We start from the raw sequence: 20,938 nt of genomic DNA, 5'->3' as shown, positions 1-20,938 counted from the left end.
TTACTCCAGATAATCCTTCAGCTTTTTGCTGCGGCTCGGGTGTCTCAGCTTGCGAAGAGCCTTCGCCTCAATCTGACGAATTCTCTCTCGAGTAACGTTGAATTCTTTTCCGACTTCTTCTAGCGTTCGAGGTCTGCCGTCTTCCAGTCCGAACCGAAGCATCAATACCTTCTTTTCTCGATCCGAAAGGGTGTCCAGCACTTCCATCAGCTGTTCCTTCAGCATGGAGTATGCCGCTGCATCTACCGGTGCCGGTACATCATCATCCGGAATAAAGTCTCCCAGATGGCTGTCTTCCTCCTCGCCGATTGGGGTTTCCAGAGATACCGGATCCTGAGAAATCTTCTTGATCTCCCGGACCTTCTCTACGGTGATTCCCATTTCCTTTGCGATTTCTTCCGAAGTCGGTTCACGGCCGTACTCCTGAAGCAGCTGACGAGAAATTCGAATCAGCTTGTTAATGGTTTCCACCATGTGCACCGGAATACGAATGGTTCTCGCCTGATCCGCGATGGATCGGGTGATCGCCTGACGAATCCACCAGGTTGCATAGGTGGAGAATTTATATCCCTTTGTGTAATCGAACTTGTCGACCGCCTTAATCAGACCCAGGTTTCCTTCCTGAATCAGATCCAGGAACGACAGTCCACGATTCAGATATCTCTTTGCGATGCTGACTACCAGACGCAGGTTGCTTTCACATAGCTTTTTCTTCGCTTCTTCATCGCCCTGCTCCATACGAATCGCCAATTCCCGCTCTTCATCTGCCGTCAACAGGGATACCTTTCCGATTTCCTTCAAATACATACGAACCGGATCGTCCGTCGGAAGGGTTTTCGGAACGGTGGCTTCCACGTCGATTTCACCGGTTTTGGTAAGAACGACGCCGTCATCATCGCCTTCTTCGTCTACCAGCTCTTCGGAATTCGGTTCACGGGAATCCACCAGAGAAATCCCATTCTTTTCTACTCGATCGTAGATTTCATCGATTTCCTCCTTGCTGATGTTTAATTTCGAAAGGTAGTCCCCCACTTCAGTAAGAGAAAGCACGTTTCCGTTCGTCTTTCCCTGAGTAATCATTGCATTCACGTGTTCTTCAATTGTGCGTGCGGATACTTTTGCCATTAATTACCCCTCATCTTTCTGCTCTGCATTTGTGCATCCAGCTCCATCAGTTCCTTCGCTATTCGGGTCATATCTTCTTCATTACCCATCTTCTGAGCCGTCGCCAGCTCGTTCTGAAGTTCGGCCCTTCGCTCCCGAAAGTAAATCATCTGATAGGATGCCAGACATTCGTTATAAAATATTTCATCATCCGGCCCAAGCCGAATGTTCTTGACTGCATTTCGGAGAAGCACTTCATCCTCCGGATCCAAGGCGTTGTACACTCTCTGCATATCCACGCCCATCACTCCCGGTGGGTACTCTTCCCCGGCCAGATTCTTCACCGCTTGGAAAATCCTACTTCCCACTGCGGTGCGGAAGCGTACGCCGTCCGCTTCCATTCTTTTTACATAATACCGATTCGCCATGGCCAATACCAGAAAGGTAAAGTCCATCCGTATTTCGGTACTGCTTCCCTGACTGTGCTCTCGCCGGTTGCGGTACTGCGGTACCCGGGCGGCCTGTTTTCCGCTGTCCGCTCGAATTTCGCCGGCAATCGCATACTCGGAAATCCCGAACTCCTCGGAAAGCTTTCGAATGTAGATATCTTGCTCCACCGGGCTCAGCTGTTCCAGCACCGGAACGCAGCGTCGTATGTATTCCAGCACCTGGTTGTCCGATTTGAAATCGAATCCCCGTCTCAAGACGGAAAGCCGGAAATCCGTTGCGGGAACCGCATTTCGAATCAGTTCCAGAAACGCTTCCTTCCCATTCTTTCGGACAAACTCATCCGGATCCTTACCATCGTTGATCTGCAAAACTCGGACATCGCACTCCGCTTTGCGGATGATATCGATTCCTCGCATCGCCGCGTTTATTCCGGCATTGTCCGCATCGTAGGACAGCACCACGTTTTTCGTGTACCGGCTAATTAACCGTCCCTGGTTCTCCGTCAGTGCGGTCCCCAGCGAAGCGGTCACGTTGTGAATCCCATTCTGATACAGGGAAATCACATCCATATATCCTTCCACCATCAGCACCTGATCTTCCGAAGAGATATCCTTCTTCGTGATGTTCAGGGCATAAAGGTTGTTTTTCTTTAAGAAAATATCGCTTTCGGAGGAGTTAAGGTACTTCGGCTGCACGTCTCCCAGCGCTCTGCCGCCAAACCCGATAACCTTTCCCGCCGTGTTGATAATTGGGAAAATCACCCGATTTCGGAATTTGTCGTAATACCCCTTCTGACCTTGCTGGATCAACCCCAGCTTCAGCATATCCTGCGTGGTCACACCTTCTTTTTCCAAGTGGTTCATCAGGGCATTCCAGCTGTCCGGCGCATATCCCAGTCCGAATTTCCGGATGGTATTGTCCTTCAGTCCCCGTTTCCGAAGATATGCATACCCCGGATTGGGCCCTTCCGTCAATTTCCGGAAGAAGAATCGAGCCGCTTTCCGGTTGATTTCATAATACTTGTTGTAATCCGTGCGATGCCCCCGCTTCTGCTCCGGCATCCGAATTCCGTAATCCTCGCACAGCTTCTCCACCGACTCCACGAAAGACAGGTTATAGTAGCGCTCCACAAAATGGATTACATCCCCTTTCTCTCCGCATCCGAAGCAGTGGTAGAACTGCCGCTCCTCATTCACGTTAAAGGAAGGCGTTTTCTCACTGTGGAACGGGCACAGGCCCTTATAGCTGCTTCCCGCTTTTTTCAGCGAGACTTCTCGGCCGATGACATCCACAATGTTGACCCTGGTTTTCAATTCGTCAATAAAATTATTGTCAAATGCCATCCTTTCCTCCTACATTCTCCGGCTACCCCTTGTAATCCGTCCAGGCTTTCGGTACGAACAGATCCGAATACAGAGAAATCGCGTATCGATCCGTCATCCCGGAAATGTAATCCTTTACCGCTTCTGATCTCCCGTCTTCTCCGGCAATTTCCCGGTACAGGTCCGGCATGCGGTCCGGATTACTGCAGAAATAATCATACAGCTGACGAATCACCATCTCCACCTTGTTCATGTCCTCCGCTCTTTTTACCCGAGCGCTGTCATAGACATTTCGAAACATGAATTCCCGAAGTTCATCCAACGCCTCCTGAAAAGACGGGCTGAGCTGAATGCGGTCTTGATCGGCACTGGCGTGTACCAGGTTGTCGATCAGATTGTTGATTCGATTCGAATGGGTTCGCCCCAGCACCCGGATGTTCTTCTCCGGAAGGTCCTTCTCGGAAATGACACCGCTTCGAATGGCATCGTCAATATCGTGATTGATATAAGCGATTCGATCGCTGAAGCGCACAATCTGACCCTCCATGGTAAAAGGAAGATTCGGTCCGCTGTGATTCAGGATGCCGTCCCGAACCTCTGTGGTAAGATTCAGCCCCCGACGCTTGGCAGAGGATTCCAATCGGTCCACCACCCGAAGGCTTTGCTCGCGGTGCTTGAACCCGCCGGGATAGACTCGGTCCAGAATCGCCTCTCCGTTGTGACCGAAGGGCGTATGTCCCAGGTCATGCCCCAGGGCAATGGCCTCCGTCAGGTCCTCATTATAGTTCAGAATCCGAGCAATCGTTCGAGATACCTGCGCAACTTCCAACGTGTGAGTCAGCCGCGTTCGATAGTGATCTCCCTCCGGCGCCAAAAAAACCTGTGTCTTGTGCACCAGTCTCCGGAACGCTTTGGAATGAATGATTCGATCCCGGTCCCGCTGAAAATCCGTCCGGTAACGGCAAGGCGCTTCCGCCATCTGCCGCCCTCGAGATTCCGCCGCTTTCGCCGCCCGTGCATCCAATATTTCATATTCCCGTTTCTCGATATCTTCCCGGTAATTCATTGTAATCCTAGCCCTTGATTCCTGTGTGACCGAAACCGCCTTCGCCGCGAACGGTATCCTGAAGCTCGGTGGTCACTTCCACTTCCACTCGCTCGTATTTTGCGATTACCAGCTGAGCAATTCGGTCTCCGTTCTGAATTTCAAACGGTTCCGATCCCCAGTTAATCAGCGGCACCTTCAGTTCTCCCCGGTAGTCGGAATCGATGGTGCCGATTCCGTTCACCAGACCGATGCCCTTCTTGATAGCCAACCCGGATCTGGCCCGGACCTGGCCTTCATAACCCTGCGGAATTTCCACATAGATTCCGGTGGGTACCAGGCGACGTTCCATCGGCTGAAGCACCATGGGTTCCTGAAGATAGGCTTTTAGGTCCATCCCGGAAGCACCCTCTGTGGCATAAGCCGGAACGTTTCCGCTCTCAGAAATTATTCTTAATTTCATCAGATGATTCCTTTCTATATCTCTGTTCCCTCTACCATATCCTGCACGGAGACATCATAGCCGTCAATCTCGTAGTTGTAGGCCTTGTGGAAATCATATTCCGGTTTCTCTCCCAGGAACGCTGCCGCACTGATATTGTACCGCGCATCCCGAACGCAGATTTCCTCCCCGGTATTTCGATCGATGACCGAAGGTTCTACGATGTACCACTTTCGGAAGCGGTAAATGGCATCCGCCAGGCTTTTCGGATCTTCGCACCCTACCACCGAACGGCGCATGGTGTCCGCTAGGAAGTAGAGGTCCGTCTCCTCGTCCGGTACTCGGTTGAGGAATTCTTCAAAATAGGATTTCGCCAAATCCCGAAAGCGGGTGAAATCCACCTCCCGAAGCAAGTCGTCAATCAGGTTCTCTTCTATGGTCTGATCCTCCTCCAGCAAGGAGGCCATGTTCTCGTAATAGGTAAACTCTTCCGGATCTGAAATATCCAGAACGTTGTAAAATTCCGTCTTATCCATCCTTTTTCCTTACTCTTTTTTCCGTTTACGGAAAATATGCACCTAAAATTTCTCAGTTTTACATTATAGCACTAATACATCGGAAAAAGCAAGAGAATTAATGAAAAAAATTCTGTGCAGACACCTCGAGAGATGCTTGCACAGAATTTTTGTTTTTCGTATTCGAACTATTCCTCCTTCGCCGCTTCGCTGTCCTTCGGCAGAATCAGGTTTGCCACTATCGCCACGATGAATACGACCGCAACGCAGTTTTCCGCAAATACGGTGTAGATGATTGGCGGGAATACGCTGAAGATTTCCGGAACCTGGGTGAAACCGATTCCGATTCCCAGAGACAGTGCCGCAATGGTGATGTTCCGCTGTTCGAAACCGCATGCCGCAATCATTTTCATTCCGCTTACGACGATGCTGCCAAACATCATGATGGTGCAGCCGCCTAGTACCGCATCCGGAAGGGTCGCCAGCACAGCCCCGAAGAACGGAAATATTCCTGCCAGGATCATAATGCAGGCGCCTACTCCGATGACCATTCGGTTCACGACTTTGGTCATGGCAATCAGTCCCACGTTCTGGCTGAAGGAAGTGACCGGAAGGCATCCCAGAATACCGGACAGCATGCTGGCATATCCGTCACAGGCGATAGAGCCTTCGGTTTCCTTTACCGTTACCGGCCGGTTCAATCCGGAGATTGTAAGCGCAGAGGTATCGCCGATGGTCTCCGTGGCGGATACCAGGAAAATCAATGTCATGGACACGATGGCACTGGCTTTGAACACCGGCTTGAACGGCATGATGGACGGAAGGCTTACCGCTGCGGTGTCATGCAGTGCGGAGAAATCCACCGCCCCCATGAATACAGCGAGGATATAACCCACGATCAATCCGAAAAGTACGGACAGCTGTTTCCAGTAGGATTTCGCCAGCATATCAAAGAGCAGGCAGCTCAGCAGTGTTGCCGTTCCCAGAATCCAGTTCTGAGCCGAACCGAACCGCTCGTTTCCGCTGCCGCCGCCGAAGGAAGAGGCACCGACAGACAACAAAGAAAATCCGATGGCTGTTACGACGCTAGCCGAAACAATCGGCGTGATGAGTTTGGTCCAGTATTTCGCGAAGAGACCGATGGTCCCCTCGATAAAGCCGCCGATGATTACCGCGCCGACGATAGCGTTGTAGCCATACTGGGCGCCGACGGTGCAGGCTACGGACACGAACGTAAAGCTGATGCCCATTACAATCGGCAATCCCGAACCCACCTTCCATATCGGAAACAGCTGAATCAACGTACCGATTCCGGCAATCACCATAGTGGTCTGAATCAGCTTGGCCGTTTCACCGGACCCCAGGTGGCAGGCGTTTGCCACGATGATCAGCGGTGCGATATTCGCGACGAACATCGCCAGGATGTGCTGCAATCCGAACGGAACCGCTTTTCCCAGCGGAACTCTTCCGTTCAGGTTGTAAATATTGGAAATATCAGCTTTTGAATTGTTCATTAATTCCCCTTTCTTCTCTTAGCGACAATATATAACAGCCATTATACTTCAATTTCAAGCAAATCTGTTGTATATATTTTCATGCACGCTCTAAATTAAGCTGTCATCCTGTTCCAATTCTTTCTCGTCGGTCTTCTTGTGGCTCTTTCGGTCCACCACCAGCTCATGGGTTTTAATGGTAACGGTGGTGTGCGGATCCACGGACTTCGTCACGAATGCGTTGCCGCCGATGACCGCCCCCTCGCCGATTACGGTACGGCCGCCCAGCACCGAAGCGCCGGAGTACAGGGTGACATAATCCTCGATTGTTGGATGTCGTTTGGTTCCGTGCATCTTCTGACCATCCTTCGTGGACAGAGCGCCGATGGTCACGCCCTGATAGACCTTCACGTGTTCCCCGATCACCGAAGTGGATCCCACAACAACGCCGGTGGCATGGTCGATGCAGAAATACTTTCCGATTTTTGCTCCCGGATGGATATCCACCCCCGTCTGGGTATGGGAGTATTCCGTCATCATACGAGGAATCAGCGGTACATTCAAGCGCTGCAGGCCGTGGGCCAATCGATAGATTGCCGTCGCCAGAATTCCAGGGTACGATAAAACAATTTCGTGTTTGCTGTTGGCTGCCGGGTCGCCTTCAAAGGTCGCCTCGATATCCGTATCCAGATATTCCCGGATTTCCGGAAGCCGCCGGAAGAACTCCAGCGTGATTTTTTTGGCCGCCTTTTTCCGCTGCGCCCGGTCCACATCCGCATACCGTTCATCGTACAGAAGTGCCAGCTCAATCTGTTTCCGCAAACGATACATCACGTCTTCAATAATCACGGAAATCTTGGTCTCCGTGTGCACCGTATGGTATACCTTCTCCCGATAATATCCCGGAAACAGCACTGCCAGAAGCTCATCCAGAATCACCACAATCTGATCTCGGTCCGGCTGTTCGAAGAACTTGAGATTGTCGATATCCCGGCCCTTTTGGTAATCCTTCAGAATTCCGTCCACGACCTGCTCCACTTCCAGATTCATCTCCTCATCGCTGCAATCATCCAGCATCGGAATGTAAGTCTCCGCGCCCTCATATGCCCTTGCTATCTTCCCCGCCATGGGTCGTTTTCCCCTTTCTTTCATTAAATCATACACATTTTGTTCTATAGTAACATATTTTATTCATAAAAAAAAGGAAATGCCACAAAATTGTGCATTTCCTCTACGAATGTATTAAACTATCGGTTCAGCTTACAGGATAGAACTACAGGAACCGAATCCGATAATTTACCCGTTTACACTGCTGAAATCTGCGCCTGCCGGTCCATCCGGCAACCCTTCTTCCGATTCCACCGTATCCGGCAGAATGACGCCGACCTCGGAACGCTGTACGAAATGCACATTATCCTGCGCTTCGGTGGCAATTTCCACGCAATCGTCCACCAAACGTTCCATATTGTAAATAATATCGTTGAAATCATCCGTCAATCCCGCATCGCATTCTCCGTTCTGCACTCTCTTCAGGTGCGCCTTTCGGAAGCTCTTCTGCGAGTGGCGGAGCTGTGCCTTCGATTTGTTAATCTGCTCCATGGAAATCGGCGTGTCATATGCTACCGCATCCATGGCCAGTATAAAGAATTGCTGAATCTCCTCAAAGCATTCCACCAATTCCCCTCTGGCGATGCCGGAAAGGTTTCGGCCGCTGTTCATGATACTGTGAATCTGCGACAGAATTTCGTTGCTTCGAATCGCCATTCTCTTCAGCGTGGTGACAACTCCCAGAAGTCCGGCCGCCTGCTCGGACTGCGTGTCATTCATTTTACTCTCTTCATAGAGTTGTACGATGTATTCGGAAACCTTCTGATGAAGTTCGCGAATGCCGGCAGACAAATCCTGCAGCTGGGTCTGTTCTTCCGTGGACGTCGATTTCTTCACGATATCCTTTGCGGACTGCAGCATGTCCACCACCAGGTTGGCAACGTTTCCGATTTCCCGGGACACCAGATACAGTGCAGCGGACGGCTGTGTCAGCACGTGGCGGTCCAGAAATTTCGGCTCTCCCAGACTCTCTGCCGGTTTCCGATCTCCCTTAATCAGCCAGCTGACCCAACGAACCATCAGCGGGATCAGCGGCAGCCAGATCAGAGTTACCGTTACGTTGAACAGCGTGTGGGCATTGGCAATCTGTCTGGATATGACGGACACCTCCGGACCTTTGGTGGAAATGTACTGTACGATTTTTGCAAAGTACGGAAGGATGCAGAACGCCACTGCCGCTCCCGTTATGTTAAAGGTACAGTGCGCCGCCGCAACTCTCTTGGCGGCACGGGACTGTCCGATAGATGCCAGGACTGCGGTGATGGTGGTGCCGATATTATCTCCCAAGAGAATCGGAATTGCACCGGCCAATCCGATGATGCTGGTGACACCGTCCGGTCCTGCCTGGCTAGCAAAGTTCTGAAGCACCGCGATGGTAGCGGAACTACTCTGTACCACCAGGGTCATCACGGTTCCCAGGGCGACGCCCAGAATCGGCATATCTTTTACCTGACCCATCAGCTGGATGAACACATCGCTGGTTGCCAGCGGCTTCATCACGCTGCCCATGATTTCAATTCCTTCGAACAGCAGCCCGAAGGAGAAGATCACCATGCCGATTTGTTTGATTTTGTCTTTCTTCGAGATGAAGTACATGATAAAACCGATAAAAATGATCGGGTAGATGTAGTCGCTGAGCTTAAACGCCAGCAACTGTGCCGTCATTGTGGTACCGATGTTGGCACCGAAGATCACTGAAATCGCCTGGGGCATGCTGATCAGCCCGGCGCTGACGAATCCGATAATCATAACGGTGGTGGCGGAACTGCTCTGGAGCACTGTCGTTACCAGTGCGCCGGCCAAAACACCCATTACCGGGTTTTTGGTCAGGAATCCCAGAATCCGCTTCATCTTATCTCCGGCCGCCTTCTGAAGGGCATCGCTCATTTTATTCATTCCGTAAAGGAAAATCGCCAGTCCTCCCAGCAGACCGAATAACGTCTGTAAAGTCTCGTTCATTTTTCTATCCTCCTGTTCTTCTACGGTTATTGTAGCGGAGAATGGATTTTACAACTATCAGCGAGATGTAAATCAAACATCAAATCTTTGTAAAGTCCCACGAACAAGCCTCGATGGTGTATAATAGAAACAAAGAACCCGACAGAACTTGAAAAGGAGGCGCCTCATGAACGGCGAAATTCGACGATCCGAAATACTTCAGAAATTACAGAACAGCGGCCGTGCCATCTCCGGCAGCGCCCTGGCCAAAACCTTCGGAGTCAGCCGGCAGGTCATTGTGCAGGACATCGCCCTGCTTCGGGCTCAAGGCATTCACATCACTCCCACCAACCGGGGCTACCTATTGGAGCGAAGCACCGGCCGGGCGACTCGCGTCTTTAAGGTCATCCACACGGAAGATGAAGTGGAAGACGAACTCACCCGAATTGTGGATCTGGGCGGCACCATCAAAGATGTTTTTATCTACCACCGGGTGTACGGCGTGGTTCGCGGTGAACTGAACATCCGCTCCCGCCTGGACGTCTCCCATTACATGGCGGAGATGCACGGGGGTAAAAGCAGATTGCTTTCCCGCTCCACCTCCGGCTACCACTACCATACCGTAATGGCAGACAGCGAGGAGATTTTGGATGTCATCCAGGAGGAACTTCAGAAAAACAATTATCTGGCGCCGCTGCAGCCGGAAGAACCGGTGCATTTCGGACCACCGGAAGAATAGGATAGAATAGAATTGAATTGAACAGAATAGGAAAAAGACGCCATACCCAAGGATTCGGCATGGCATCTTTTTTTATGAGATTTAATAGGATTTTCGGTAAAGCTCGTATCCCACGGATTTTAGTAGTTTTGGGACTTCACGGATTTCTTTTCGGATGAAGGCTTTGGTGCTTTCCGGCAGTTCGTCGTACGGAACCAGCTCCGGCGAATGCTTCAGCTCGGAATCCTTCACCCCGGCGGTCCAGCCGTCCTCCAGCTTGTCCTTTACCCAGCGGCGATGTTCGATTTCCGACAGCAGCTCCAGGTCCGGACCGTACAGTTCCCGAATGGTGTCCACAGCATTCGGCACAATCGGCCGGATGCCCAGCACCGCATCGAACTGCACCAGATGCTCTCCCAGAAAGCGAATGCGGGAACGGTAACCTTCCTTGAAGAACTCGTCCAGGTCCTCCCAGTCCGCCATTTCCTCTTCTTCCCAGATGCGATCCAGTGCTTTCGGATTCAGGTTATCGCTTTCATTTGCCAGTTTCATGGACACCTCCCGAAGTCGGCGCTTCCGATATTCTTCGTGGGAAATAAAGGCGTATTTCTCCACCATGCTCCCAAGGATCTGCTCGAAGGTGAGCTTTCGTTCGAAATCCGCCACGTTCAGATGGATATCCAGCTGGGTGTTCATGGGCAAGTTGGACGGCGTGAATCGGCTCACGTGAGACAGCCGGCACATGGCCAGGATGAATTCCAAAGAGCGGGCTCCGTGACGGTATTCCGACACCCGAAGGAGTGCGGAAAGAAGTCCGTTGGAGATGTTTACCTTACCGGTCTCCTCATCGTACACTGAAGGAATCCGGCGAATAATCTGCTGGCGAAGGAGCATCGCCCGGCGGATGATATGGCTGCGGTCCGTCTTACAATCCGGATTCAGGCCTCGGATATTCAGAATGCCCTTCAGGCGGCTGACGAAATCCGGGCCCTTTACCCGCTGGAACTCCGCAATTCGCTCTTCATCATCCCCCGGCAGAAAATCATTGAAGGAATGCGCGGTTCCGCCGGCGAAGACGAATACCGCCTTGTTGATTTTCTTGGTTTTGCCCCACAGGGAGTATTCTCCGTCCTGCATCGGTGCCAGGAAGTACCGGAGCCAGCCGCGGTTGATTCCCTCCCGGTCGGAATCAAATTCGTCGAAGAACACCAGCGGGATGCTGCCCTCCGCGTTGGACAGCGCCTCGTCCAGCGCCTCAAAGAGGGCGGCCGGCTTTTCAATCTGAGACAGGTTGATGGCATACACCGCAAAATTTCCGCTGGTTTCCGCAATCTGCTTCACGCCGAAGGATTTGCCGGAGCCCGGATAGCCGAAAACGGCGATGGACAAAGGCTGGATACACTCGCCCAGATCTGCCGCCTCGCACTGTTCCGCATAATCGTCCAGCAGCATCTTGACGGTGTTGTAATTCTCGATTTCCCGCACATCCACGGTGGTGAGGTTTTTGTACCGGCATACCGGAACGCGGTGCAGCAGCTCATCCGGTCCGTCGGTGACAATCTGTTTCGCCACCGCCAGATACTGTCCCGGCTGGGATTTGCAGTATTCATCCAGAATGGAGAACGGCGCGGTGTTGGCCACCAGGGTTTTCAAACTGCGATTCGGAATCCGGCAGCGTGCCAGCTTTCCGGAGGCCCATTTTTCTTCCAGAATCGCCAGAACCGGAATCAAGGAGTCCTCATCCGACAGAGTCGAACGTTCGAATTCGTCCGGCGTAAAATACAGGGTCCACTGTCCGTCCTCCCGAATCAAGGCCCCCTGTTCGTTCAGCAGGACCACCATATCCTGCCGATTCCGAAGGGAACGCATGGAATCGTTTACGTTCAGCACCAACAGAAAGTCGTTCACCGTCCGCTCATAAGAAATCTTCCGAGTAATCCGGTAATCCATACCCCGAAGCCGGTGCATGGACAGAAGGGGAATTCGGTCGTTGGCAAAAGCCTCCTTAAAGCTCTTCCCAGGAACGTATTCCACATAACATTTAGGGTCTTTAAACATAATCTCTATCCTTTCCGTCGGCTTCCGCAAGCCGTGCATTCCGGATTGGCATCCGGCAAAGGAACTTCCCGAATGCGTCCGGTCAAAAGATCAAAGGTGAGCATTTTCCCGGTGAGGAGTCGTCCCACTCCGGTGATGTATTTCATCGCTTCGGCCGCCTGAAAAGATCCCACGATTCCGGCAATGGGTCCGATGACGCCCCCTTCTTTCGCCGTCGGCGCTTCTCCCGGTTTCGGTTCTTCCCCAAAAATACACCGGTAGCAAGGTCCTTTTCCCGGTACGTAAGTCATCAGTTGTCCGTTCAGTCCCAGAATTCCCGCATGGCTGTAGGGTTTTCCCTTCTCCACACAGCCGTCGTTAATCAGGAATTTGGTATGGTAATTGTCCGTGGCATCCAGAATAAAATCATAGTCTTCAATCAACTCTCCGATGTTCTCCCGGGTGACCATCCGGTGAATGGGAATAATCTCCACATTGGGATTCAAATCCCGAAGGGTCTCTGCGGCGGATTCCACCTTGGGCTGTCCAAGATTCCCCGTCCCGTGGAGAATCTGACGCTGAAGGTTGGAGCGGTCCACTGCATCTCCATCCACGATTCCGATGGTTCCCACTCCTCCTGCTGTCAAATACAGGGAGGCCGGGGACCCCAGGCCCCCGGCTCCGATTATCAGCACTTTTGCCGCTTTTAATTTTTCCTGGGCTTCCTCTCCCCATTCCGGGATCAGAAGCTGACGGGAATACCGTTCTTTTTCTTCCGCTGTTATCATCTCTAGCTCCCCTTTTGCGTTCTATGATTTCATTATATCATTCCTTGTTCGGAAAAGGAATCGGATTCCGAGTACTTTCGGAACAGTTCCGCCGGGTTCTCCGCATCCATGGCGGAGCTCATCATGGCGAAGCCCGCGGCTCCGGCCCGCCGCACCTCCGGTGCGCGGGCCGGGGTCAGGCCGCCCAGGGCAAACACCGGCATGGGGGCGGCCGGACCGCAGACTTCCGCCAGGAAGTCTGCGCCGCGAGGCGGCAGGCCCGGTTTGCAGTCCGTTGCATACACATGCCCGGCCGTCACATAATCGCATCCAAAAGCTTTTGCCCGAAGCACATCCTCCACGGAGTGGCAGGACGCACCCAGCACCTCGAATTCCTTCCGTTCCTCCGAACTCATCTTTTCCAAGGCATCCAGCGGCATGTGCAGCGCCGGGATGCCCAGCTCCCGCGCCACCGCCGGGTGACTGTGAACAATCAGCGAAGTATCGGCACTCCGGCAGATGTCCCGGACCTGCCGAGCCAGCTCCGAATATTCTTTTACCGGCAGATCCTTCTCCCGAAGCACGATCCCGAATGGCTTCGCCGCAGCAATTTTCTCAATCTGTTTCAAGAAGTCCGCTTCCCCCTCAAACCGCTTCCGGCTGGTGATTACCAAAATTTTCGGATTACTGCACGTACACATAATCGTTCATCACCGGCTGAAGGCCGGCCGCCTCCTGATCTCGGTACATCTCCTCCAGGCTCCGATCGTCGTCGATATCGAACTGCTCGTCGCCCTCCGCTTCTCCCTTCTTTCCGGTATACTTCTCTTCATGGTCGCCGATTCCGGTAGATACCCCGGCGGAAACCTTGGTAGCCGCAATCCGGGTAATCCCGTCTCGGAAAGAGCGGCTCTCTCGGGAGGATACCACAATCTGCGCAAACGGCAGGAAAATCCGGTATGCGCACAGAATCTGGCAAAGCTGGGTCTCGTGCACATCCTTCGGATTGATTTTGTCGTTGTTTACGATTGGACGCAGTCTCGGGCAGGAGATGGAAATATCCGCATGGGGATATTTTCTCTGCAGCAGACAGGCGTGCAGCGCCGTGGCAAAGGCATCCTTTCGGAAATCCGACAGCCCCAGCAATGCAGACATTCCAACGCCTCTCATGCCGCCCATAAGCGCACGCTCCTGGGCTTCAAAGCGGTACGGCCAGATTCTCTTGTTGCCGGCCAGATGCAGCTGCTCGTAGCGATCGGAATCGTAGGTCTCCTGGAATACGGTGACGTAATCCACCCCGCATTCGTGCAAATACCGATAATCGTCCACGTTCACCGGATATATTTCGATGCCCACGTTCCGGAAATACTTCTTCGCCAGCTTGCAGGCCTCGCCGATGTACTTCACATCGCTTTTTACCGGAGACTCGCCGGTCAGCAGCAAAATCTCCTCAATTCCGGTATCTGCGATGACCTTCATCTCGTGCTCAATCTGTTCCGAATCCAGTTTCAGTCTCCGAATGTGGTTGTAGCAGTTGAATCCGCAGTACACGCAGTAGTTCTCGCAGTAGTTGGCGATGTACAGCGGCGTGAAGATGTTCACGGAATTTCCGAAGTGACGGGAAGTCACCCGGTTGGCCCGGCGAGCCATTTGCTCCAGGAACGGCTCCGCTGCCGGCGACAGCAGTGCCTTCAGATCCTCAACGGAACAGGTCTCCTGCTCCAAAGCCCTTTGCACGTCCCGTACCGTGTACTCAGACGGGTCGTATTCCGCCATTTCCTTCATCACCCGAAGGCGGAGGGACGGATCAATCTGATCCATTCCCTCCAGATACTTCATGTGATCGATTCGAGAGGACGGGTCGTTCTCCAGACGATGTTTCTTCTCCAGAGCGGCGGGAGACAGATGCTCGGAATCCACCAAAAAATCATTTTCCATAAAGCACCCCTTAGTTCCGCAGGAATCCGGTCAGCGGATCGGAAGCGGATGCGCCTCTGGTAAGGACTCTTCCCAGACCGGCCAGGTATGCTTCTCTTCCGGCCTCTACGGCTTTACCGAATGCACTGGCCATCTGCGGAACATCGCCGGCGGTTGCCAAAGCGGTGTTGGCCATGATTGCCGCCGCACCCATCTCCATGGCTTCACATGCCTGAGACGGTCTGCCGATTCCCGCATCCACGATAATCGGAAGTTCAATCTCATCAATCAGAATCTGGATAAATTCCTTCGTTGCCAGACCCTTGTTGGATCCGATCGGGGAAGCCAGCGGCATTACCGCAGCGGCACCGGCATTCACCAGATCTCTTGCGGTATTCAGATCCGGATACATGTACGGCATGACGATGAACCCTTCCTTCGCCAGAATCTCCGTCGCTTCCACCGTCGCCTGGTTGTCCGGCAGCAGGTACTTGCTGTCCCGCATAATCTCCACCTTTACAAAATCTCCGCATCCCAGCTCTCTGCCCAGTCTGGCAATACGAACCGCTTCTTCCGCCGTCCGCGCACCGGAGGTATTCGGCAGCAGGGTGATGTTCTTCGGGATGTAGTCCAAAATATTCTCGCTGTCCTTCGTGTTGGCCCGGCGAACGGCCACGGTGATCAGCTCTGCACCGGCATTCTCCACCGCTGCCTTAATGAGATCCAGGCTGTACTTTCCGGAGCCCAGAATAAATCTCGAATTAAATTCTTTTCCGCCAATTACTAATTTATCGTCTTTCATTTGAATGCACCTTTCTCCTGCATCGGTCCGGAAGTGACTGGCACGTTCCGCATCATTGTTTTTAGGGATTATCTATAAAAAAAAGATTCGTTCGTCATCGGTGTCCGGCTTAGCCGCCACCCATGAATTTCACCACTTCGATGGCATCGTCTTCCTGAAGAACCCTTGTGTCGTAGGCCGTCTTCGGCACGATTTCCAGATTCACTTCCACCGCAACGGCGGTTCTCTTGTAGCCTTCCGCTTCCAGCATCTCCGCTACGGTCATGGGTCTGTCGAATTTCCGATCTTCCCCGTTGATTTTCATCCCTTTCACCTCCTTCACTTACAGAATCGGCGCATCCAGATTGCTTGTTTTCGTCTTCATTTGGCGATGCTCCGGGGCTCGGAAGCCGCCGCAGCACCGCACTTGTTTTTACCGAATAGTCGGCACTTCCTCTTATGAGAACTTAGAGAATATCGATGTATTCTCCGGACAGAGCCTTGTTCATGCTCCGTACCGCACAGAACTTACCGCACATGCTGCAGGTTTCGCTGTGATCTTCTTCCGGGGAACGGTCGTCCCGGATGGCTTTCGCCGTTTCCGGATCCAGGGCGCACTCGAACTGCGCATCCCAATCCAATTCTCTTCTGGCATCGGCCATCTTATCGTCGATATCCCGCGCATTCGGAATGCCTTTGGCGATATCCGCCGCGTGAGCGGCGATTTTGGAGGCGATGATGCCCTGCTTGGTGTCTTCCACGTTCGGCAGCGCCAGGTGCTCTGCCGGTGTTACGTAGCACAGGAATGCCGCGCCGTTCATGGCTGCTACGGCACCACCGATTGCAGCGGTGATGTGGTCGTATCCCGGTGCGATATCGGTCACCAGCGGTCCCAGTACGTAGAACGGAGCGCCCATGCAGATGCTCTGCTGCACCTTCATGTTGGCTGCAACCTGATCCAGCGGAACGTGTCCCGGACCTTCCACCATTACCTGTACGTTGTGATCCCACGCTCTCTTGGTGAGCTCGCCCAGACGAACCAGCTCCTCAATCTGGCATACGTCGGTTGCGTCGGCCAGACATCCTGGACGGCAAGCGTCTCCCAGGGATACGGTAACGTCGTACTCCTCACAAATGTCCAGGATTTCATCGTAGTATTCGTAGAACGGGTTCTCGTTTCCGGTCATGCACATCCATGCAAAAACAAGACTTCCGCCACGGCTGACGATGTTCATCTTTCTCTTGTGTTTCCGAATCTGCTCGATGGTTTTCCGAGTGATTCCGCAGTGCAGTGTGACGAAGTCTACACCGTCCTCTGCGTGAAGGCGGACAACATCCACGAAATCCTGTGCCGTCAGTGTGGCCAGGTCTCTCTGATAGTGAATGACACTGTCGTATACCGGGACGGTTCCGATCATTACCGGGCATTCCGATGTGAGCTTCTGGCGGAACGGCTGAGTGTTTCCGTGGCTGGACAGGTCCATAATCGCTTCGGCGCCCAAGTCCACTGCGCTCATCACCTTTTGCATCTCAATGTCGTAGTCTTTGCAGTCTCTGGATACGCCGAGGTTGACATTGATCTTGGTGCGAAGCATGCTTCCCACACCTTCTGCCGATAAGCACTCATGTCTCTTGTTCGCCGGAATAGCAACCTTTCCTTCTGCAACAAGTTTCATAAGCGCCTCGACATCCATGTTTTCCTTTGCCGCAACGGTACGGATCTGCTCCGTCACAATGCCTTTTCTTGCAGCATCCATCTGTGTCGTGTAATTGCTCAAAATAATCCTCCTTACTTTCTTCCGGCAATTTTTGCCGGATTCAAATGAACAATTTTTTCTACCGCGGCAGAAAGTGGTGCTCCCGGTCTGCCGCCTGCAATAAAACCCACGGATTACCAACTTTCGTTCCGGTAATCCGTGGGTTTCACGATCTTATCTTCCCTCCGTTGGCATTATCCAAATCAGGTTATGGGTCGAAGTATTCCTTCCTCTCAGCCGGTTGCTTCCAGCTCCCCGTATGTTTTTTTACTGCAGTTCCATTGTATCACGATTCCAAATTCTGTCAATTAATTTCCGTTTACGGATTGTAATGATATTCATGCTCATGTATAATTTCACATTGTACGGGTTATAATACATAACCGCTGCGAACAAAGAAAGAGAGAGGAAAATATTATTATGGAAAAGAACGTTAGCAAGGCGCGGTTCATTGTGCCTTCCGTCGTCGGAATCTTCCTGTTCATGATTCCAATCAAGGTGGACGGAAGCTGGACCATCGCCGTCAAAATCATCGCGGACTGGATTTCTGCAATCGCCGAAAGCATCCTGCCCGGTCTCTGCCTGTTCATCCTGACCGTTTCGGCCGTACTGTGCCTGATGGCTTTCGCCAAACCGAAATTCATCATGGAAAATACGCTCTTAAAGGAAGCGTTCTGCTGCACGCCGTTCTGGGCGGCCACCCGTGTGCTTGGATGCATCTTCTGCTGGCTGGCCTACTTCAATCTTGGAAATGAACAGGGGCGGGGATTTTCGAAATTCATCGGTGCCATTACCGGTCCGGATCAGGGCGGAATGGCTCTCGGCCTCATCGTGGGATTGGTCATCATCTTCCTGATTGCCTCCTTCCTGCTTCCGCTGCTGCTGGATTTCGGTCTTCTGGAATTCGTGGGTGCCCTGCTGACGAAGTTTATGCGTCCCCTGTTCCAGGTTCCGGGCCGTGCGGCGGTAGACTGCATCACCTCCTGGATCGGTGACGGCACGCTTGGAGTTATGCTCACCTGCAATCAGTACGAGGGCGGCTACTATTCCACAAAAGAAGCATCCATCATTTCCACCTGCTTTTCCGCCGTATCCATCACCTTCTCCATGGTGGTACTGGCTCAAGTGGATTTGACCCAGTATTTCGGCATCTACTACTTAATAATCTGCCTGATTGGAATCGTCTGCGCGGTAATCTGTCCGAGAATCTATCCATTGCGGAAAAAGCCGAACGATTATCTGATTCCGGGCAACGCCATGCCTGAAACGCTGCCGGAAGGTTTTACTTCTTCGAAAGAGTACGGCCTGCACTTGGCTATGAAAAGAGCCGCAGCCCACAAAGGTGTTGGCGAATTCTTCAGAAACGGCGCAAAAAACTGCCTGAACATGTGGTTCGGCGTCCTGCCAACCGTTATGTGCATCGGTACCGCAGCCCTTGTGGTGGCCAACTACACTCCGGTCTTCGACTGGCTGGGCATGCCGTTCCGTCCGCTTCTCAGCGCCCTGCAGGTGCCGGATGTCGCTGCGGCGGCTTCCACCATGGTGGTCGGCTTCACCGATATGTTCACCCCATCGGTAATCATCGCCGGCACCAATGCGGTTCCGATGACTCGGTTCATCGTTGCGGTGGTTTCCGTAACCCAGGTACTTTTCTTGGACGAAGTAGGCGGACTGATTCTCAGCTCCAAGCTGCCGATCAACCTGTTCGAACTGTTCCTCATCTTCCTGGAGCGAACCATTATTTCCCTGGCAATCGTCTGCCCGATTGCCCATCTGTTGTTCTAATTTCAGAGATTTTGAATTAGAAAACGCATCCGAAGGATATTCGATATTTCCTCCGGATGCGTTTTTCTTTTTCTGCGTGGTGAATTGAAAAAGTAAGTTCCAGTTCAGCAAAAAACTTTCAGCTTTGCAAAAGTAAATTCTGGTATGGGGGGTAAAATTAGAGTAAATAGTGAAAATACCGTGCAAATATGGCGAATACGGAAGGATAGTTTGTAAATGGCGCACGCAAAGTGAGCGGGAGAAAATCGTATATCTAATTTGCAAAATTAACTTCCGCACAGAAATATATGAACTTTATCTTTTGAATGACGGAAAAATATCGCGACAGTACTTACCTTTTCAGCAACTTTGGGGTAAGATTAATGTCGTTAGGAGAGATCTGATTAATATGTAATAGGGATAATAGGTCTTCTCCGTAGAAGAAGCTGAACAACTGGTATGGAGACTGGTTGTTCAGCTTCTTTCTTGCATACGAGTTAATATGGCTCATCATAAGATCAATATCCGACTGAGTCAGATGATCGAAGCTGGTTCCTTTGGGAAGAATCCTGCGGATCATCTCATGTGTGACCTCACAGCCACCTTTCTGGTCTGGTCGCTGAGGGTCACAGTAGAAGACTCTTGTACGTATCTCGCCGTTCTCATCACACTCGATGGACAAGGGATCAGTGAACTCACTTCCTCGATCAGTGAGCATCACTTGAAAGAGTTTCTTGAAAGCTTCGCGCCCAAGTGTTTGATCGAGCCAGTTGAATATATCTGTTACAGAACGGGCTGTGTTGGCATCGCGTATGAATGCAAGCATGAGTTCACAGTTCCTGAAATAAATTGTGAGCAATACCTTACCACCTTTACGACCTTCAACAGAGTCCATTTCATTGACGGCAACATCCGGACATGCAGCAAGGAATGTCCGGATGTCTTCATAAGTACGGCCAACGTAGCACTGCTTGTCTACCTGGACGGCGCGCTTCTTCTTTCTGACTCTATACCGGACTTTCCTCGGGAGATCGAGGTTGCCAACCGAAAGGAGATTGGCATCAATATAATTGTAGATGGTCTTCTCATCACACATGATTAGATCCTTGTTGCTTTGGCATATGTGATGGATGGATTGGCCCTGACGGATAAGCGGTGATATTAAATCGTCTAAGCGCTTAAGCTCTTCATATGAAATGGCAAACCCTGTACGGCTTTCGCTAAGAGTTTTTTCATACGTTTTCTGTGCTTCGTACGCATCATACATGTAACGCTCGAGCTTGCACACGCGACGCTCGCTACAGCCATTGCAGACATATGGTGCGGATTTTACATGACGGCAAATCTGTTGCGAGAAATCCGGACAAATTTCATAGCATTTCGCAACCGGGCATCTACGGCAATATCCATGGTAATACCGACGACACGGAGAACAAATATCTCTGTCATGGTAACAATCCTTAGATTTACTGCATGGATTAAATGAAGCTGTTCGTCGTGCAATTCTGTGCTTTCGGATTTCTTTGGAAACTGTTGACGGATTTTTACCAATTTCGCGTGCGATTTCTTGAAAATTGCGTCCTTCTTGCAGACCCATCTGGATAGATTTACGATCATCGAGGGTGAGATGTTTACCTTTGGACATAGTGTAGTCCTCCTTTCTGGTTCCGTCATCCAAAAGGTATAAAAATTATACAAAACGGAGGTATTAAAAGGAACACTATGAGCTGTGGATTTATGGATAACCGGCGTAGGGTCATGGAAAAGCGTGTGGACAGACA

General features: G+C 51.8%; 18 protein-coding genes. 2 read left to right on the top strand and 16 right to left on the bottom strand.

Annotation, left to right across the window (positions count from 1 at the left end):
* The 8 genes from rpoD to PUE40_RS05975 form a co-directional block, all read right to left on the bottom strand.
* The gene (gene rpoD, locus PUE40_RS06010; protein ID WP_277672197.1) at positions 1–1,125 is read right to left on the bottom strand and encodes an RNA polymerase sigma factor RpoD; all 1,125 of its coding nucleotides are present in this window, start codon (positions 1,123–1,125) and stop codon (positions 1–3) included.
* The gene (gene dnaG / locus PUE40_RS06005; protein ID WP_277672196.1) at positions 1,125–2,897 is read right to left on the bottom strand and encodes a DNA primase; all 1,773 of its coding nucleotides are present in this window, start codon (positions 2,895–2,897) and stop codon (positions 1,125–1,127) included. The genes rpoD and dnaG overlap by 1 nt, the downstream gene beginning before the upstream one ends.
* A 22-nt stretch (positions 2,898–2,919) precedes the next feature.
* Positions 2,920–3,942: a deoxyguanosinetriphosphate triphosphohydrolase gene (locus tag PUE40_RS06000; RefSeq protein ID WP_154553546.1), complete on the bottom strand. Its 1,023-nt coding sequence runs from the start codon at positions 3,940–3,942 to the stop codon at positions 2,920–2,922.
* Positions 3,943–3,949: 7 nt separating this feature from the next.
* Positions 3,950–4,384 (bottom strand): dUTP diphosphatase, encoded by a 435-nt coding sequence (gene dut, locus PUE40_RS05995; protein ID WP_154553545.1) that lies wholly within the window; start codon positions 4,382–4,384, stop codon positions 3,950–3,952.
* Positions 4,385–4,398: 14 nt separating this feature from the next.
* Positions 4,399–4,899: a hypothetical protein gene (locus PUE40_RS05990; RefSeq protein WP_277672195.1), complete on the bottom strand. Its 501-nt coding sequence runs from the start codon at positions 4,897–4,899 to the stop codon at positions 4,399–4,401.
* 167 nt (positions 4,900–5,066) lie between these two features.
* On the bottom strand, positions 5,067–6,392 hold the full coding sequence (locus tag PUE40_RS05985; protein WP_277672194.1) for a uracil-xanthine permease family protein: 1,326 nt from the start codon (positions 6,390–6,392) through the stop codon (positions 5,067–5,069).
* 90 nt (positions 6,393–6,482) lie between these two features.
* Positions 6,483–7,499 (bottom strand): serine O-acetyltransferase, encoded by a 1,017-nt coding sequence (locus tag PUE40_RS05980; RefSeq protein ID WP_235898155.1) that lies wholly within the window; start codon positions 7,497–7,499, stop codon positions 6,483–6,485.
* A 168-nt stretch (positions 7,500–7,667) separates the two neighbouring features.
* Positions 7,668–9,437, bottom strand: coding sequence for a Na/Pi cotransporter family protein (locus PUE40_RS05975; RefSeq protein WP_277672193.1), 1,770 nt, complete (start codon positions 9,435–9,437; stop codon positions 7,668–7,670).
* Between the two features lie 166 nt (positions 9,438–9,603).
* On the opposite strand from PUE40_RS05975, the gene PUE40_RS05970 reads away from it, so the two are divergent.
* The gene (locus tag PUE40_RS05970) at positions 9,604–10,155 is read left to right on the top strand and encodes a transcription repressor NadR (RefSeq protein WP_154553541.1); all 552 of its coding nucleotides are present in this window, start codon (positions 9,604–9,606) and stop codon (positions 10,153–10,155) included.
* An 81-nt stretch (positions 10,156–10,236) separates the two neighbouring features.
* On the opposite strand, the gene PUE40_RS05965 is transcribed toward PUE40_RS05970, so the two are convergent.
* The 7 genes from PUE40_RS05965 to thiC all read right to left on the bottom strand — a co-directional run bounded on the left by PUE40_RS05965 (position 10,237) and on the right by thiC (position 17,393).
* The gene (locus PUE40_RS05965) at positions 10,237–12,192 is read right to left on the bottom strand and encodes a RyR domain-containing protein (RefSeq protein ID WP_277672192.1); all 1,956 of its coding nucleotides are present in this window, start codon (positions 12,190–12,192) and stop codon (positions 10,237–10,239) included.
* A 5-nt stretch (positions 12,193–12,197) separates the two neighbouring features.
* The gene (locus tag PUE40_RS05960; protein WP_277672191.1) at positions 12,198–12,959 is read right to left on the bottom strand and encodes a HesA/MoeB/ThiF family protein; all 762 of its coding nucleotides are present in this window, start codon (positions 12,957–12,959) and stop codon (positions 12,198–12,200) included.
* Positions 12,960–12,991: 32 nt separating this feature from the next.
* Entirely contained in the window at positions 12,992–13,639 is a 648-nt protein-coding gene (locus PUE40_RS05955; RefSeq protein ID WP_277672190.1) for a thiamine phosphate synthase, read from the bottom strand.
* Positions 13,623–14,876, bottom strand: coding sequence for a 2-iminoacetate synthase ThiH (gene thiH, locus PUE40_RS05950; protein WP_154553537.1), 1,254 nt, complete (start codon positions 14,874–14,876; stop codon positions 13,623–13,625). Before thiH ends, PUE40_RS05955 begins: the two co-directional genes overlap by 17 nt.
* Before the next feature lie 10 nt (positions 14,877–14,886).
* Positions 14,887–15,657 (bottom strand): thiazole synthase, encoded by a 771-nt coding sequence (locus PUE40_RS05945; protein WP_154553536.1) that lies wholly within the window; start codon positions 15,655–15,657, stop codon positions 14,887–14,889.
* Positions 15,658–15,766: 109 nt separating this feature from the next.
* Positions 15,767–15,961 carry a sulfur carrier protein ThiS gene (gene thiS / locus PUE40_RS05940; RefSeq protein WP_154553535.1) on the bottom strand — a complete coding sequence of 65 codons (195 nt, stop codon included), beginning with the start codon at positions 15,959–15,961 and terminating at the stop codon, positions 15,767–15,769.
* A 142-nt stretch (positions 15,962–16,103) separates the two neighbouring features.
* A complete protein-coding gene (gene thiC, locus PUE40_RS05935; protein WP_334298697.1) occupies positions 16,104–17,393 on the bottom strand; it encodes a phosphomethylpyrimidine synthase ThiC in 1,290 nt (429 codons plus the stop codon).
* 420 nt (positions 17,394–17,813) lie between these two features.
* On the opposite strand from thiC, the gene PUE40_RS05930 reads away from it, so the two are divergent.
* A complete protein-coding gene (locus PUE40_RS05930) occupies positions 17,814–19,178 on the top strand; it encodes a YjiH family protein (protein ID WP_277672188.1) in 1,365 nt (454 codons plus the stop codon).
* 331 nt (positions 19,179–19,509) lie between these two features.
* On the opposite strand, the gene PUE40_RS05925 is transcribed toward PUE40_RS05930, so the two are convergent.
* Positions 19,510–20,802, bottom strand: a complete 1,293-nt coding sequence (locus PUE40_RS05925; protein WP_277672187.1) for an IS30 family transposase — start codon at positions 20,800–20,802, stop codon at positions 19,510–19,512.
* Positions 20,803–20,938 lie beyond the last annotated feature (136 nt).

The sequence above is a fragment of the Mogibacterium kristiansenii genome (genome assembly GCF_029224645.1).
In the GTDB taxonomy this organism is placed as follows: domain Bacteria; phylum Bacillota; class Clostridia; order Peptostreptococcales; family Anaerovoracaceae; genus Mogibacterium_A; species Mogibacterium_A kristiansenii.
The sequence above is the reverse complement of the archived record's forward strand: the minus strand, read 5'-3'. Positions and strand labels throughout refer to the sequence as shown.

Excerpts from the sequence above, each read along its gene's own strand:
- PUE40_RS05975 (WP_277672193.1), bottom strand. The coding sequence starts at position 9,437 with ATGAACGAGACTTTACAGACGTTATTCGGTCTGCTGGGAGGACTGGCG.
- PUE40_RS05990 (WP_277672195.1), bottom strand. The coding sequence starts at position 4,899 with ATGGATAAGACGGAATTTTACAACGTTCTGGATATTTCAGATCCGGAA.
- PUE40_RS05980 (WP_235898155.1), bottom strand. The coding sequence starts at position 7,499 with ATGGCGGGGAAGATAGCAAGGGCATATGAGGGCGCGGAGACTTACATT.
- dnaG (WP_277672196.1), bottom strand. The coding sequence starts at position 2,897 with ATGGCATTTGACAATAATTTTATTGACGAATTGAAAACCAGGGTCAAC.
- thiH (WP_154553537.1), bottom strand. The coding sequence starts at position 14,876 with ATGGAAAATGATTTTTTGGTGGATTCCGAGCATCTGTCTCCCGCCGCT.
- PUE40_RS05985 (WP_277672194.1), bottom strand. The coding sequence starts at position 6,392 with ATGAACAATTCAAAAGCTGATATTTCCAATATTTACAACCTGAACGGA.
- PUE40_RS06000 (WP_154553546.1), bottom strand. The coding sequence starts at position 3,942 with ATGAATTACCGGGAAGATATCGAGAAACGGGAATATGAAATATTGGAT.
- rpoD (WP_277672197.1), bottom strand. The coding sequence starts at position 1,125 with ATGGCAAAAGTATCCGCACGCACAATTGAAGAACACGTGAATGCAATG.
- PUE40_RS05925 (WP_277672187.1), bottom strand. The coding sequence starts at position 20,802 with ATGTCCAAAGGTAAACATCTCACCCTCGATGATCGTAAATCTATCCAG.
- PUE40_RS05970 (WP_154553541.1), top strand. The coding sequence starts at position 9,604 with ATGAACGGCGAAATTCGACGATCCGAAATACTTCAGAAATTACAGAAC.
- PUE40_RS05955 (WP_277672190.1), bottom strand. The coding sequence starts at position 13,639 with ATGTGTACGTGCAGTAATCCGAAAATTTTGGTAATCACCAGCCGGAAG.
- dut (WP_154553545.1), bottom strand. The coding sequence starts at position 4,384 with ATGAAATTAAGAATAATTTCTGAGAGCGGAAACGTTCCGGCTTATGCC.
- PUE40_RS05960 (WP_277672191.1), bottom strand. The coding sequence starts at position 12,959 with ATGATAACAGCGGAAGAAAAAGAACGGTATTCCCGTCAGCTTCTGATC.
- thiC (WP_334298697.1), bottom strand. The coding sequence starts at position 17,393 with ATGGATGCTGCAAGAAAAGGCATTGTGACGGAGCAGATCCGTACCGTT.
- PUE40_RS05965 (WP_277672192.1), bottom strand. The coding sequence starts at position 12,192 with ATGTTTAAAGACCCTAAATGTTATGTGGAATACGTTCCTGGGAAGAGC.
- PUE40_RS05945 (WP_154553536.1), bottom strand. The coding sequence starts at position 15,657 with ATGAAAGACGATAAATTAGTAATTGGCGGAAAAGAATTTAATTCGAGA.
- PUE40_RS05930 (WP_277672188.1), top strand. The coding sequence starts at position 17,814 with ATGGAAAAGAACGTTAGCAAGGCGCGGTTCATTGTGCCTTCCGTCGTC.
- thiS (WP_154553535.1), bottom strand. The coding sequence starts at position 15,961 with ATGAAAATCAACGGGGAAGATCGGAAATTCGACAGACCCATGACCGTA.